Genomic DNA, 14,417 nt, shown 5'->3' with positions numbered 1-14,417 from the left:
GACATGCGCTCATGCCGTCCACCCACGGGACACAGCGGACGTATACCCCGCGATCCGCCCAATCGGCGCAGAGACCGCATCCCGAAGCCCTCCGGGTCGTTGGCGCATACGTGCACTCATACGACCCGTCCTCCCGCCTCCCGTACTCCCACGCCATCCCCGGCATGCGACCGGCTTATGACGCGACCGGCCCGACGCCGGCGCATGCCGCGCCCCGCGCCTCGGCGACGCCCATCTACGACGCGCTGTACGCCGAGTACCGCCGCTCTTTCAGGGCGCTGCCCGGGGACCGGACGGGCGAGGAGGAATTCAGTGCGGAGGCGATGCGCAGGATCTGGGGCCGTACCACCACCTCCACGGGCAACTGGGAGGTGGTGGCGCGCCAGCCCTACCAGACCTACCAGCCGCAGCACGCCAGGACGTACGTGCCGGCCGCGCTCCCCCCGGCCCCGCACGGCCTGCGGCCCCACGGCCGCTGACCGTACCGGCTCCTGTCCGGGCGCCAGCGCCGGCCGCCTGTGTCATACGCCGACGGCCGCACGGGGCGCACCCGTACGGCCGTCCGGCACTGAGGGACCGCTACCTGCCGCGGTCCCTCAGTTGCGCTCCGTCACTTCTTCTTGGTGGTCCCGCGCTTCTCCCGGACCCGTACCGAGATGTGGATCGGCGTGCCCTCGAAGCCGAACTCCTCGCGCAGCCGGCGCTCGACGAAGCGCCGGTAGCCCGCCTCCAGGAAGCCGGAGGCGAACAGGACGAAGCGCGGCGGCTTGGTGCCCGCCTGGGTTCCGAAGAGGATGCGGGGCTGCTTGCCGCCGCGGATCGGGTGGGGGTGGGCGGCGACGATCTCGCCGAGGAAGGCGTTCAGGCGCCCGGTGGGGACGCGGGTCTCCCAGCCCGCCAGCGCCGTCTCGATCGCCGGCACCAGCTTCTCCATGTGGCGGCCGGTCCGCGCCGAGACGTTGACCCGCATCGCCCACGGGACCTGCACCAGGTCGCGTTCGATCTCCCGCTCCAGGTAGAAGCGGCGCTCCTCGTCCAGGGTGTCCCACTTGTTGTACGCGATGACCAGCGCGCGGCCCGCCTCGACGGCCATCGTGATGATGCGCTGGTCCTGGACGCTGATGGACTCACTGGCGTCGATCAGGACGACCGCGACCTCGGCCTTCTCCACGGCCGCGGCGGTGCGCAGCGAGGCGTAGTAATCCGCGCCCTCCTGGAGGTGCACCCGGCGGCGGATGCCCGCGGTGTCCACGAACTTCCAGGTCTTGCCGCCCAGTTCGACCAGCTCGTCGACCGGGTCGCGGGTGGTGCCGGCCAGTTCGTTGACGACCACCCGCTCCTCGCGGGCGACCTTGTTCAGCAGGGAGGACTTGCCCACGTTCGGGCGGCCGATGAGCGCCACCCGGCGCGGGCCGCCGACGGGCGCGCCGAAGGTCTGCGCGGGGGCCTCGGGCAGCGCGTCCAGGGCGGCGTCGAGCATGTCGCCCGTACCGCGGCCGTGCAGGGCGGAGACCGGGTACGGCTCGCCCAGGCCCAGCGACCACAGCATGGCGGCGTCGGCCTCGCCGGAGGGGCCGTCGACCTTGTTGGCGACCAGCACGACCGGCTTGCCCGAGCGGCGCAGCAGCTTGACGACGGCCTCGTCGGTGTCGGTCGCGCCGACCTTGGCGTCCACGACGAAGATCACCGCGTCGGCGGCGTCGATCGCGAATTCGGCCTGCATGGCGACGGAGGCGTCGATGCCCAGGACGTCCTGCTCCCAGCCGCCGGTGTCCACCACCTTGAAGCGGCGGCCGTTCCAGTCGGCCTCATAGGTGACGCGGTCGCGGGTGACGCCGGGCCTGTCCTCGACGACGGCCTCGCGGCGGCCGATGATGCGGTTCACCAGTGTCGACTTGCCGACATTGGGGCGGCCGACGACGGCGAGGACGGGCAGCGGACCGTGGCCGGCCGCGGCGATGTCGCCCTCGACCTCCTCCAGGTCGAAGCCCTCCTGAGCGGCGAGCTCCATGAACTCCGTGTACTCGGCGTCGCCAAGCGCACCGTGCTCGTCGCCGGTGGGGATCTGGTCGTTCATGAAGTCCGTTCCTGTTTCTTCGTCATCGATGGGCCGCACGTACGCGGCCCACTACTCAAGTGTCCTTCAGCGCCCGGTCAGGCGCCTGGCCTCCGCCAGGTGGGCGGTCAGCCGCCCCTGGATGCGCGTGGTCGCCTCGTCCAGCGCCCTGCGCGTACGCCGTCCGTCGCCGTTGCCGGCCGCGAACGGCTCGCCGAAGACGATGTCGACCCGGCTGCGCAGCGGCGGCACGGCCGCCACCACCCGGCTCCGGCGCTCTGTACTGCCCAGTACGGCGACCGGCACGACCGGCGCCCCGGACCGTACGGCGAAGTAGGCGAGCCCGGCGCGCAGCGAGGTGAAGTCGCCCTCGCCCCGCGTGCCTTCCGGGAAGATCCCCAGCACACCGCCCTGGCGCAGCACACCGAGCGCGTCGGTGACCGCCTTGCGGTCGGCGGTGCTGCGGTCCACCTTCACCTGCCCGATGCCGCGCAGGAAGGGGTCCAGCGGGCCGGCGAACGCTTCCTTCTTGATCAGGAAGTGCACCGGCCGGGGTGCGGTGCCCATCAGCATCGGGCCGTCGATGCCGTGCGAGTGGTTGACCGCGAGGATCACCGGTCCGGCGGAGGGCACCCGCCAGGCGCCGAGCACCCGCGGCTTCCACAGGCCGTACATCAGGCCGATGCCGATACGGCGTCCGACCGCCGCACCGGCCCGGCTCGGCATGCCGCCGGTCGCGGTCACGCCTGGGCCCGCGCCCGCGCCGCCCGGTCGGTCTTGGCCGACATCGCCGCCTCGGTGAGGGTGACCACGCACTCCACGACCTGCTCCAGCGTCAGCTCGGTGGTGTCCACCTCGACCGCGTCCTCCGCCTTGGCCAGCGGCGAAGTCTTGCGGGAGGAGTCCGCCGCGTCCCGCTTGATCAGCGCCTCGCGGGTGGCCGCCAGGTCGGTGGCGTCCTTGCCCTTGAGCTCGCCGCTGCGGCGGGCCGCGCGGGCCTCCGGCGAGGCGGTGAGGAAGATCTTCAGGTCGGCGTCGGGCAGGACGGTGCTGCCGATGTCCCGGCCCTCCACGACGATGCCGTGCGGCGCCCCGGCGGCGATGGCGCGCTGGAGGCCGGTGATGCGGGTGCGCACCTCGGGGACCGCGCTGACGGCGCTGACCGCGGCGGTGACCTCCTGCGTACGGATCGGGCCGGCGGCGTCCACGCCGTCCACGGTGATGGTGGGCGCGGCCGGGTCGGTGCCCGAGACGATCGTGGGCTTGTCCGCGGCGTCCGCCACCGCCGCCGCGTCCCGTACGTCGATGCCGTTGGCGAGCATCCACCAGGTGATCGCGCGGTACTGGGCGCCGGTGTCCAGGTACCCCAGTCCGAGCTTGGCGGCCACGGCCTTGGACGTGCTGGACTTGCCCGTGCCTGCGGGGCCGTCGATGGCGACGATCACTGCGGCCGGGGCGGTCCGGGCGGCGGTTTCCACGGTGTCGAGCACCTTCCTTGAGCGTTCGCTTGAGCGCGGGGCGGTTCGGCGGCCGTCACGAGTCGGCCCCGGACAAGGTTACTGGCTGGCAGCGCCGCCCCGTACAGCCCGTCCGGCCGGGCCGCCGCCCCCGTCCCCCGGGCACCGTCCGTACCGCTGCCACCGCCGGTATCGCCCATACCCTCCGTCTCGCCTGCCCCACTCGCGTCATGGACGCCGAGCGCGCGTACCCGCCGCCGCCCGTCACTGCCGGATGGACCAGCCCCGCTCCCGCAGCTCGGAGGTGAGGGCCGGCACCGCCTGCGGTTCGACCATGAGCTGGATGAAGCCCGCCTGCTGCCCGGTGGCGTGCTCGATCCGTACGTCCTCGATGTTTATCCCGGCCCGGCCGGCGTCGGAGAAGATCCGGGCCAGCTCGCCCGGCTGGTCCCCGATGTGCACCGACACCAGCTCGTAGGCGGTCGGCGCCGCCCCGTGCTTGCCCGGCACCCTCTCCCGCCCGGCGTTGCCGCGCCGCAGGACGTCCTCGATGCCGCCGGCGCCGCCCCGCGCTTGTCCTCGTCCGCGGACTCCAGGGCGCGCAGTGCCCGTACGGTCTCCTCCAGGTCCGCCGCGACCTCGGTCAGGACGTCGGCGACCGGGCCCGGGTTGGCGGAGAGGATATCTATCCACATCCGGGGGTCGGAGGCGGCGATCCGCGTCACGTCCCGGATGCCCTGTCCGCACAGCCGTACGGCCGTCTCGTCCGCGCCCTGGAGGCGGGCGGCGACCAGGCTGGAGACGAGCTGCGGGGTGTGCGAGACCAGCGCCACGGCCCGGTCGTGGGCGTCGGCGTCCATGACCACCGGCACCGCGCGGCACAGCGCGACCAGCTCCAGCGCCAGGTTCAGCACCTCCGTGTCACCGTTCGGGGCGGGGGTCAGCACCCACGGCCGGCCCTCGAAGAGGTCCGCGGTGGCGGCCAGCGGCCCGGAGCGCTCCTTGCCCGCCATCGGGTGTGTCCCGAGGTAGGCCGTCAGGTCGCAGCCCATGGCCTCCAGCTCGCGGCGCGGGCCGCCCTTGACGCTCGCCACGTCGATGTACGCGCGGGCGGCGCCGCGGTCCATCGCGCCGGCGAGGGACGGTGCGACATGGGCGGGCGGTACGGCGACGATCGCCAGGTCGACCGGGCCGTCCGGCGGGTCGGTGGTGCCCGCGCCGAGGGCGGCGGCCGTACGGGCCTGCGCGGGGTCGTGGTCCTCCAGGTGCACCCGGACGCCGCGCGCGCTCAGCGCCAGCGCCACCGAGGTGCCGATCAGTCCCGAACCGATGACGATCGCGGTCCTCACTGTGCGCCGTCCTTCCGCCGTGCCGCTGTGTACCGGCTGATCACCGGCTCGTCCGGCAAGCCTAGGGCAATCACCGGCCGGTACCCGACCCGGAAGCGGCGGGCCGCGCCCGGCGGACGGGCCGGCACGCACAGCGGCCAGGGCCGCTACGGCACCGGCCGCACACAGGGCTCAGGGCCGGTACGGGACCGGCCGCGCACCGGTACGGGACCGGCCGCGCACCGGTACGGGACCGGCCCCGCCCCCTTGGGGCGAAGTGCCCGCGGCACGGACGTCAGCGCACGGCGTCCTGCCGGAGCGGCATCAGGTCCGCGGGCGGGGCGGCCTGCGGTATCCGGCCGTCGGGGGTGAGCCGGTCCACGGCCTGGGGCAGGATCCGCGCGAGCCGGTCCGCCGTCTCCCGCAGGCCCAGCCCGTGCTCCCGCGCGACCTTGCGCAGCACGTCGTACGGGAGCGCACCGGCGACCTGCTCGCCGGTCACCGGCTCGTTGGCGCCCGGACCGACCCAGGAGTGGGCCTGCGGGCCGAGGTCGCCCTGGAGCAGCGTGGCCAGGACGGACGGGAGCACACCTCCGTGGCCACCGGGCCCTCCGGGGCCGGCCGCTTCGCCCGCCAGCGCGCCCATCAACGACCCGAAGAGATCGCCGCCACAACCGCCCCGGCCGCCGCCGAGGCGGCCGATGAGGAGGCTTCCGGGGTCAGGTGTTCCCGTCATGTCCGTCCCTTCCCGCAGAGTGCGTTTTCTTCCGGCGTACGTGACGAACGAGTCGACGAAATGCCTCCGTCAAACGTACCCATTCCGGGCATTTTCGCCACCTGAAACCCGGTGGCGCGCAACGCCCTCACCAGCCACAATGCCCCTCATGTCCGATCCCGCCGCAGGCCACGCCCTGGTCACCGACCACACCGTCTACGGGTGCGTGATGGGCTCCCGCGCCTTCGGCCTGGCCACCGAGCACAGCGACACCGACCGCCGCGGGTCTACCTCGCGCCCATCCCGCTCTTCTGGCGCCTGGAGAAGCCGCCCACCCACGTGGACGGGCCGCGCCCGGAGGAGTTCTCCTGGGAGCTGGAGCGCTTCTGCGAACTGGCGCTGGCCGCGAACCCCAACATCCTGGAGTGCCTGTACTCCCCGCTCGTCGAGCGCCTGGACGCCACCGGCCGCGAACTGCTCGACCTGCGCGGGGCGTTCCTCTCCCGCCAGGTCCACCGCACCTTCGCCCGCTACGCCGCCGGCCAGTTCAAGAGGATGGCGGCGGACGTACAGCGGCACGGCGCGCCGCGCTGGAAGCACGCCATGCACTCGCTGCGGCTGCTGACGGCCTGCCGCGACCTGCTGCGCACCGGCACGCTCACCCTGGACGTCGGGGACGCCCGCGCGGAACTGCTGGCCGTACGGCACGGCGAGGTGCCCTGGAGCGAGGTCGAACGCCGGGCGCGGGTCCTGAACGAAGAAGCCGCGGCGGCCGAGCGGCGTTCCCCGCTGCCGGCGGAGCCGGACCGGCCCCGGGTCGAGGCGTTCCTCCACCGCACCCGCCGGGCCTCGGCCCTGGCCACCGCCGCCGCGCCCGTCCCGGGGCCCGTTCCCACGCCCGTCCCCGAGCCTGTTCCGGCGTCCGGTACCGGCTCCGGTTCGTAAGGCCCCGGCATCCGGGCCCGGGCCGCCGTTCCGCACTGCCGCATGCGCCGCTCCCGGGGCGCGTTCCTGGGCCGCTTCACGCACACGACCGGGCGAAACGGCTGGGGCGAGCCCCAGGGCGAGACGACGGCCGGCGGTCAGGCCGTACGGCTCAGGCGCCGACCCTGGCCCGTACGACCAGGTCCGCCAGCGCGTCATAGGCGCTGGGGGCGTCGGGCAGGCGGGAGGCGGCCTCGGCCTCGTCCAGCCGCGTGTGCAGCGCCCGGACGTCGGCGTGCAGCCGCCCGGCGGCCACCACCTCCCCGGCGGGCCCGTGCTCGGCCCGCGCCTTGGCCTCGATCAGCTCCGGCACGTACGCGGGCGCGTCCAGTTCCTCGGTCAGGGTCGGCAGATGCGCCACCACCTCGCCGCTGCCCATCAGGTGGATGCCGGTCAGCAGCACCCGCAGCGTGTAGAGCAGCGGCTTGAGCTCGCCGGTCTTCTCGAACAGCCGCCACTGCGTCCGCGCGAAACCCCGGTAGTGGTGGGCGTGAAAACGGGTCAGAACGTCCGGCGCGAGCGCCGCCAGCTCCTGGTGGACGGGCGTGGTGTGCACGACCAGCGGGGAGAGGAGCTGCTCCAGTACGTAGCCGTTGCGGCGCAGCATCAGCCGGGCGAACTTCCGCAGGTCGTGCGAGACGAGGTCCATCTCGACGCCGTCCCGGTCCCACATCCGCGACCGGGTCTCCTCCGGCTCGCGCAGCCCGACCAGTTCCCGTACGGGCAGCAGGTGCGCGCCGCGCAGGTCCACGTCCGAGTCGCGGGAGGGGAACCCGTACAGATGGGCTCCGGAGACCGTGGCGAAGACCAGCGGGTCGTTCTCGCCGGCGATCACCGGGGCGAGGTCGGTGGCGGGCAGCCCGGCCGCGCGCAGCGCCCGCTCGTCCATGGCCACGGGCGGCGCCGCGACCGCCGGGCGGGCGGTCCCCGGTGCCGTGGCCGTCACGCCGGCGGTCCCGGGCGCGAGGACCGTCGATCCGGTGGTCTCAGACATCCCACGCCTCCCCCAGCGCCAGCAGCTCATCCCGGTACTCGATGCGCCCGGACCATTCCTCGGGCCACACCCCGGCTCCCAGGTGGGCGCCCGCGAAGGCCCCGGCCAGGCAGGCGAGGGAGTCGGAGTCCCCGGAGGAGCAGGCGGCCCGGCGCAGCGCCGTCACCGGCTCGTCGGGGAAGAGCAGGAAGCACAGCAGGCCGGTGGCGAGCGCCTCCTCGGCGATCCAGCCGGCGCCGGTGGCCAGGCACGGGTCCGCCTCCGGGTCCGGTGCGCGCAGCGCCGCCTCCAGCTTGTCCAGGGCGGCCAGGCACTCGTCCCAGCCGCGCGCGATGAAGCCCTCCGGGGAGCCGTCCTGCGGCGCCTGGTCCCACGGCCCCGGGCCCTGGGCGTGCCGCCACAGGTCACCGAGCCACTCCTCCAGATAGCGGGTGCGGTTCTCCTGTGCGTAGGAGCGCAGCAGCCCGGGCAGCTCGGCCGGCCGGGCGCCCTGCGCGAGCACGTACACGGCGTGGGCCGTCAGGTCACTGGCGGCCAGCGCGGTCGGGTGCCCGTGGGTCAGCGCGGACTGGAGCTGGGCGGCGCCCGAGCGCTGCCGCGCGGTCAGGCCCGGCGCGAGCCCGACGGGCGCCACCCGCATGTTGGCGCCGCACCCCTTGGAGCCGGTGCGGCTGGCGCGGACCCACGGCGTCCGGGGGTCACTGAGCAGGCGGCAGGCGTCCAGGCAGGTGGTGCCGGGTGCCCGGTCGTTGTCGGGCGAGCGCCACCACCGGACGAACTCCTCCCGTACGGGCCCCAGCAGCCGTGCGGACGTCAGCGGGCCACCCTGGCTCATCGCCGTACGCAGCCCGCGGCCCAGCGCGAGGGTCATCTGGGTGTCGTCGGTGACGAAGGCCGGTGTGGGCAGTTCCATCCCCCGCCACGGGCCGCACTTGGCCAGGATCGAGGGCACGTCGTTGAACTCGGTGGGAAAGCCGAGGGCGTCACCGAGCGCGAGCCCTATGAGCGATCCGGTCGCGGCGGACCTCATGAAAAAACCACCCCTTAATCGTCATGGTGACAATAAGGGGTGGTGTTCCGGCGTCGCAACCGGCTTCCCGCGGCAGGCCCGCAGCCGCCGTCCTACAGATCGACCGTCCTACAGATCGACCTCGCGCATCAGCATGCCGACCTCGGTGTTGGTCAGCCGGCGCAGCCAGCCCGACTTCTGGTCGCCCAGCGCGATCGGCCCGAAGCTGGTACGCACCAGCTTGTCGACCGGGAAGCCCGCCTCGGCGAGCATCCGGCGCACGATGTGCTTGCGGCCCTCGTGGAGGGACACCTCGACGAGGTAGTTCTTGCCGGTGTTCTCCACGACCCGGAAGTGGTCGGCGCGGGCGTACCCGTCCTCCAACTGGATACCGCTCTTGAGCTGCTTGCCCAGGTCGCGCGGGAGCGGCCCCTGGATGGCGGCCAGGTAGGTCTTCTGGACGCCGTAGCGCGGATGGGTCAGCCGGTGCGCCAGCTCACCGTGGTTGGTGAGCAGGATGATGCCCTCGGTCTCCGTGTCCAGGCGGCCGACGTGGAAGAGCCGGGTCTCGCGGTTGGTCACGTAGTCGCCCAGGCACTGGCGGCCGTCGGGGTCCTCCATGGTGGAGACCACACCGGCCGGCTTGTTCAGCGCGAAGAACAGGTAGGACTGGGTGGCCACGGTCAGGCCGTCGACCTTGATCTCGTCCTTCTCCGGGTCGACCCGCAGGCCCTGCTCGGTCACGATCCGGCCGTTGACCTCCACGCGCGCCTGGTCGATCAGCTCCTCGCACGCGCGGCGGGAGCCCATGCCCGCGCGGGCCAGCACCTTCTGGAGCCGCTCGCCTTCCTGCTCGCCGAAGGTCTTGGGCGTCTTGATCTGCGGCTTGTCGTAGCGCGCGCGGTTGCGCTCCTCCACCTGCGCGTCGTACTCGCGGGGGCGCGCGGGGGCCTGGCCACGGCCGCGCGAGGCGCCGCCCCGGCCGCCGGCGCCCGGCTTCCCGGCGGACTTCTGCCCGGTCTTCGGGCCGCCCTTGGCGCCGCCGCGGGCCGCCGCGCCGCGGCCCCTGCGCTCCTCGGGACGGTCGGGGCGGTCATTACGGTCCGAGGACCGGCCCGCGCCGGCGGACCGGCCCGCGCCCGAGGACTTGCCCGCGCCCGAGGGCCGGCCCGAGCCGCCCGGAGAGCCGGCGCCGCCCACGTCGTAGCGGCGCTCCTCGGGACGGGGACGGCCCGCGCGCTTCTGCCTGTCCTCGCGCCCGCCCGCGCCCGGCCGCTGACGGGGGCCGCCCGCGCCCGCGTTGTTCCGGTTCCCGCTGTTCCTGCCGCTGCTTCGCATCAATGATCCGTCTGAGAGTCGCCGCTGTCGTCTACGTCGAACGACGGGATACCTTCCGGGGAGTCGCCCTCGACCGCGTCCGCTTCCGGAAGGAACGGTGCCAGCTCCGGGAGCTCGTCCAGGCCGCGCAGGCCCATCCGCTCCAGAAAGTAATTCGTCGTCCTGTACAGGATCGCACCTGTTTCAGGTTCCGTCCCCGCCTCCTCCACCAGGCCGCGCTGGAGGAGTGTGCGCATCACACCGTCACAGTTCACGCCGCGAACGGCCGAGACCCGGGAACGGCTGACCGGCTGACGGTACGCGACCACGGCCAGAGTCTCCAATGCGGCCTGTGTCAGCCGTGCCTGCTGGCCGTCCAGGACGAAGCCCTCCACGGCGTCCGCGTACTCGGGGCGGGTGTAGAAGCGCCAGCCGCCGGCCACCAGCCGCAGGTCGAAACCGCGGCCCTGGCGCGTGTACTCCTGCGAGAGCTCGCGCAGGGCGAGCGCGACCTGACGGCGCGGGCGCTGCAACACCTTGGCCAGGTGTTCTTCGGTGGCGGGCTGGTCGATCACCATCAGGACGGCTTCCAGCGCGGGCTTGAGGGGCAGCCCGGCGACGGCGAGGGCACCGGCGGGCGGCGCCTCGGGGTCCGCCGGGGCGTTGTGGGCCACGGCCTCGGGGGCGGTCCCGGGTACGGCTTCAGGGGTGCCCCCGGGTACGCCTGTCTGCGCTCCGGCCGCCGGTCCGGCCGCCGGTTCCGTCTCCGTTTCCGCTCCCGGGACGCCGTACGTCTCGTCCGCCGCGTATGCCTCGCGCGGCTCCCGTGCCTCGTACGACTCCTGTGCCTTGTGCGTCCCGTCCGCCGCGTACGTCTCGTCCGTACCGTTCACGCCTGCTCCGCCTCTTCCCGTCGCTCTTCCTGCTGCTTCGGCCCGCCGTCCGGGGCCGGCGGGCCGGGCTCCCGGTCGAACTCGTCCGTGACCACCGGCCGTGCCCCCTCTCCGCCCGTCCAGCGGACCGTGAGCGCCCCCAGGGCCTCTTCCTGCTCCAGGACCACCACCCGCTCCCGGTAGAGCTCCAGAAGCGCCAGGAAGCGCGCCACGACGGTCAGGGTGTCCCCGGCGTCCTCGGTCAGCTCACCGAAACCGGCCTCCCCCACCTCCCGCAGCTTCGCCATGAGCACCTCGGCCTGTTCGCGCACGCTCACCAGCGGCGCGTGGATGTGCTCGACGTACACCTGCGGCCTGGGCCTGGGCCGCATCGCCTGCACGGCGAGCCGCGCGAAGCCCTCGCCGCCGATTCCGATGACGACCTCCGGCAGCAGCTCGGCGTGGTGCGGCTCCAGTCCGACCGTACGGGGGTGGCGCCGCGCCTCGTCCTCCAGGCGCCCGCTGAAGATGTCGGCGATCCGTTTGTAGGCGCGGTACTGGAGCAGCCGGGCGAACAGCAGGTCACGGGCCTCCAGCAGGGCGAGATCGGCCTCGTCCTCCACCTCGGCGACCGGCAGCAGCCGGGCCGCCTTCAGGTCCAGCAGGGTGGCCGCCACGACCAGGAACTCCGTGGTCTGGTCGAGGTCCCAGTCCGGTCCCATGGCACGGATGTGCGCCATGAACTCGTCCGTCACCCGGGACAGCGCGACCTCGGTGACGTCCATCTTGTGCTTGGAGATCAACTGGAGCAGCAGGTCGAAGGGGCCCTCGAAGTTGTCCAGCCGTACGGTGAACCGCCCGCCGTCGGCCCCTTCCGCGGTCTCCCCGGCCCCTTCGGTCTTCCCGTCGTCCCCAGTCCTCCCGTTGTCCCCGGTCTTCGCGTTGTCCCCGGTCCTCGCGTCCTCGGCGGTACCGGCCTGAGCGCCGGACTCCGTGGGAGCGGGCGGCGGATCCTCGGGCCAAGGGCCCCGCCCCAGCGCGCGGCGCCCCGTACGGGAAGCAGGCGGAGCGGGGGGAGGGAAGGGCGGTGAGGGAGGAGAAGAAGGCGAAGGGGGAAAAGGCGCGTCGTCGTCCGTCGTCGGCATCGTGGTCCATGGTGCTGCGGTCCCCGTGCCGAGGGCTACGGGCTGGTCGCGGCCTGCTGTGGGATTCCCCTGATCAGCCCCGGCCGGGGACGCAGGCTATCCCGCCGCTTCGGCTCCGCCGCGCACCCGGTCCGGTCCGGCCCGCCGCATGACCTCGTACGGGATCTCGGGCCCGGGTCCCGGGCCGGGCCGCAGATGCGCACCGCCGGCCCGCACCACCCGTCCGGACCGCTGTGGCGCATCACCGGCCCGGACCACCGGCCGGACTGCCGGACCGGCCGGTGGGGTCTTGCGGGCCGCGCCTGAAAGGCCGTACGGCACCGTCGGGCAGCCGTCAGGGGCTCAGCCGTCAGGCACCTCGGCTCCGACGGAAACTAACGCCCCCGCAGGCGGCGGACCAGGATGCTGGCGTCACCGCGCGACTCCAGGTCGGCCAGGACGACGGCCACCGCCTCGCGGACGATGCGGCCCCGGTCCACGGCCAGGCCGTGTTCGCCGCGCAGCACCAGCCGCGCGTGCTCCAGGTCCATCAGTTCCTCGGCGGAGACGTACACGGTGATCTTCTCGTCGTGCCGCTCCCGGCCGCTGGGGCGCCGGTTGGCGCCGCGGCCCCGGCGGCGTGGCTGGCCCGTCTGCTGGGCCGCGGCCGGTGCGGCGGCGGTGCCGTTCTCGGCGGGCTCCTGCCGGCGGCGGCCCTTGGGCGCCTGTGTCTGTGCTGGTGCCTGTGGCTCCGTCTCGCGTCCGCTGTGTTCGACCGGCGCGGCGGTGCCCGCGTCCGGCCCCGCACCGTTCTCCCCGCTCCGCGTGCCGGGGGTCTCGCCGTCCGCCGGCTGCCGGGGGCGGGGCGTGGTCTCCGGCTGCGGCGCGTCCGCCGCCGGGTCGGGCTCGCCGCCGGGAGCCGGTACCCGGGGCGTCTCGCCGCCCGCGGGGGTGCCGTTGGCCCCTCGGCGGGGGGAGGACGACTGCAGCGCCATCCCCCCGGTGGTGCGGAACAGTTCGTCGGCTCCCGGCAGACTCACTCGGCGTGACACCGGGCGAGCACCTCCCTGGCGAGCTGACGGTAGGCGGCGGCACCGACGGAGTTGGACGCGTACGTGGTGATCGGCTCGCCCGCGACGGTGGTCTCGGGGAAGCGGACCGTACGGCCGATGACGGTGTGGTAGACGTGGTCGTCGAAGGCTTCCACGACGCGCGCCAGGACCTCGCGGCTGTGCACGGTCCGGGAGTCGTACATCGTCGCCAGGATGCCGTCGAGTTCCAGTTCGGGGTTGAGCCGCTCCTGGACCTTCTCGATCGTCTCGGTGAGCAGCGCCACACCGCGCAGGGCGAAGAACTCACACTCCAGGGGGACGATGACCTTGTGAGCCGCCGTCAGGGCGTTGACCGTGAGCAGGCCGAGCGAGGGCTGACAGTCGATCACGATGTAGTCGTAGTCCGCCATCAGCGGCTTCAGGGCGCGCTGCAAGGTCGACTCGCGGGCGACCTCGCTGACGAGCTGGACCTCGGCGGCCGACAAATCGATATTGCTGGGCAGCAGGTCCATGTTGGGGACCGCGGTCTTCAGCAGGACCTCGTCCGCCGACATCCCCCGCTCCATGAGCAGGTTGTAGACCGTCAGGTCCAGTTCCATCGGGTTGACGCCGAGGCCGACCGACAGGGCGCCCTGCGGGTCGAAGTCGACCAGCAGCACCCGGCGTCCGTATTCGGCGAGGGCCGCGCCCAGGTTGATGGTCGAGGTGGTCTTGCCGACCCCGCCTTTCTGGTTGCACATCGCGATGATCTTGGCGGGACCGTGGTCCGTCAGTGGCCCGGGGATCGGGAAGTACGGCAGTGGGCGCCCGGTCGGGCCGACGCGCTCACGGCGCTGGCGCGCGGCGTCGGGCGCGAGCGTGGCCGCGTATTCGGGGTCCGGTTCGTACTCCGCGTCCGGATCGTAGAAGTGCCCCTCGGGCAGGTCGTCGTAGTCGGCGAGCCGGGCGGGATCTTCACTGCCCTGGTCGCCGGCCATGGCGTTCACGTGATGGCCGTCCATGCTCTGGTGGGCTGTCGTGGTCGTGCTCTGATGGGCTGCGAAGGTGTGGACAGCGACGGAGCCGACAGCCTTGAGCCCCGAGGACCCCTGGCCCCGTGCAACCGCTCCTGGTCGTCCACCTCCGGGAGAAAATGTCGACTCATTCACAAGTCGTCTTACCTCCTTGGATGTGACCAGGAAACTTATCGATAGGTCAGCGTGGCAGCATGCCGACGGTTGGCGACTCTATGGCGTGTCGGGCATCCGCAGCAACACAATCCACCGGACCCGGCCCGATGTGTCGGCAATCGAACGGCCTGATGTCAAGGGTGCCAGCACCACAAGCCCGATGTTTCGAGGGTGTACGAATCGGTTAATGGGTTGCGTTCGCGGCGAGTTGGGGACCGCCCGGTCCATGCCGGACATCCGGCGTGTTGCCAACGCGGCCGGCCGGGCCTTGTCGACAAGGCCCGGCCGGATGTGCGTCATTGACGCGCGGCGTTGACGTTCCGGAAGAGAAACATCACAG

Annotated in this window: 12 protein-coding genes and 2 pseudogenes; 2 read left to right on the top strand and 12 right to left on the bottom strand. The window is 73.1% G+C overall.

Annotated features, from left to right (window positions below):
* Positions 1-164: 164 nt before the first annotated feature.
* Positions 165-479 carry a hypothetical protein gene (locus KGS77_RS29475; protein ID WP_347404545.1) on the top strand — a complete coding sequence of 105 codons (315 nt, stop codon included), beginning with the start codon at positions 165-167 and terminating at the stop codon, positions 477-479.
* A 131-nt stretch (positions 480-610) separates the two neighbouring features.
* Here the strand turns inward: KGS77_RS29475 and der are convergent, their stop codons facing one another.
* From der to KGS77_RS29450, 5 genes and pseudogenes are all read right to left on the bottom strand, one after another.
* The gene (der, locus tag KGS77_RS29470) at positions 611-2,077 is read right to left on the bottom strand and encodes a ribosome biogenesis GTPase Der (RefSeq protein ID WP_242586163.1); all 1,467 of its coding nucleotides are present in this window, start codon (positions 2,075-2,077) and stop codon (positions 611-613) included.
* 66 nt (positions 2,078-2,143) lie between these two features.
* Positions 2,144-2,782, bottom strand: coding sequence for a lysophospholipid acyltransferase family protein (locus tag KGS77_RS29465; RefSeq protein ID WP_242587773.1), 639 nt, complete (start codon positions 2,780-2,782; stop codon positions 2,144-2,146).
* Between the two features lie 14 nt (positions 2,783-2,796).
* Positions 2,797-3,546 carry a (d)CMP kinase gene (gene cmk, locus KGS77_RS29460; RefSeq protein WP_242586162.1) on the bottom strand — a complete coding sequence of 250 codons (750 nt, stop codon included), beginning with the start codon at positions 3,544-3,546 and terminating at the stop codon, positions 2,797-2,799.
* 231 nt (positions 3,547-3,777) lie between these two features.
* Positions 3,778-4,862, bottom strand: a pseudogene (locus KGS77_RS29455) (prephenate dehydrogenase).
* 274 nt (positions 4,863-5,136) lie between these two features.
* Positions 5,137-5,577: a YidB family protein gene (locus tag KGS77_RS29450; RefSeq protein ID WP_242586161.1), complete on the bottom strand. Its 441-nt coding sequence runs from the start codon at positions 5,575-5,577 to the stop codon at positions 5,137-5,139.
* Between the two features lie 148 nt (positions 5,578-5,725).
* Between KGS77_RS29450 and KGS77_RS29445 the strand changes: the two are divergent.
* A pseudogene (locus KGS77_RS29445) lies at positions 5,726-6,501 on the top strand (nucleotidyltransferase domain-containing protein).
* A gap of 151 nt (positions 6,502-6,652) precedes the next feature.
* Here the strand turns inward: KGS77_RS29445 and KGS77_RS29440 are convergent.
* From KGS77_RS29440 to KGS77_RS29410, 7 genes are all read right to left on the bottom strand, one after another.
* On the bottom strand, positions 6,653-7,429 hold the full coding sequence (locus KGS77_RS29440) for a nucleotidyltransferase domain-containing protein (protein ID WP_242587772.1): 777 nt from the start codon (positions 7,427-7,429) through the stop codon (positions 6,653-6,655).
* A gap of 97 nt (positions 7,430-7,526) precedes the next feature.
* On the bottom strand, positions 7,527-8,564 hold the full coding sequence (locus tag KGS77_RS29435; protein WP_242586160.1) for an ADP-ribosylglycohydrolase family protein: 1,038 nt from the start codon (positions 8,562-8,564) through the stop codon (positions 7,527-7,529).
* Positions 8,565-8,672: 108 nt separating this feature from the next.
* Entirely contained in the window at positions 8,673-9,881 is a 1,209-nt protein-coding gene (locus KGS77_RS29430) for a pseudouridine synthase (protein ID WP_242586159.1), read from the bottom strand.
* Positions 9,881-10,534: an SMC-Scp complex subunit ScpB gene (gene scpB / locus KGS77_RS29425; protein WP_242587771.1), complete on the bottom strand. Its 654-nt coding sequence runs from the start codon at positions 10,532-10,534 to the stop codon at positions 9,881-9,883. Before scpB ends, KGS77_RS29430 begins: the two co-directional genes overlap by 1 nt.
* A gap of 215 nt (positions 10,535-10,749) precedes the next feature.
* Positions 10,750-11,877 carry a segregation/condensation protein A gene (locus KGS77_RS29420; RefSeq protein WP_242586158.1) on the bottom strand — a complete coding sequence of 376 codons (1,128 nt, stop codon included), beginning with the start codon at positions 11,875-11,877 and terminating at the stop codon, positions 10,750-10,752.
* A 374-nt stretch (positions 11,878-12,251) separates the two neighbouring features.
* Entirely contained in the window at positions 12,252-12,908 is a 657-nt protein-coding gene (locus tag KGS77_RS29415; protein WP_242586157.1) for a hypothetical protein, read from the bottom strand.
* The gene (locus KGS77_RS29410; protein WP_242586156.1) at positions 12,893-14,056 is read right to left on the bottom strand and encodes a ParA family protein; all 1,164 of its coding nucleotides are present in this window, start codon (positions 14,054-14,056) and stop codon (positions 12,893-12,895) included. The genes KGS77_RS29415 and KGS77_RS29410 overlap by 16 nt, the downstream gene beginning before the upstream one ends.
* Positions 14,057-14,417 lie beyond the last annotated feature (361 nt).

This window comes from Streptomyces sp. MST-110588, assembly GCF_022695595.1.
Taxonomy (GTDB): Bacteria; Actinomycetota; Actinomycetes; order Streptomycetales; family Streptomycetaceae; genus Streptomyces.
This window is presented reverse-complemented; position numbering and strand designations above follow the sequence as displayed.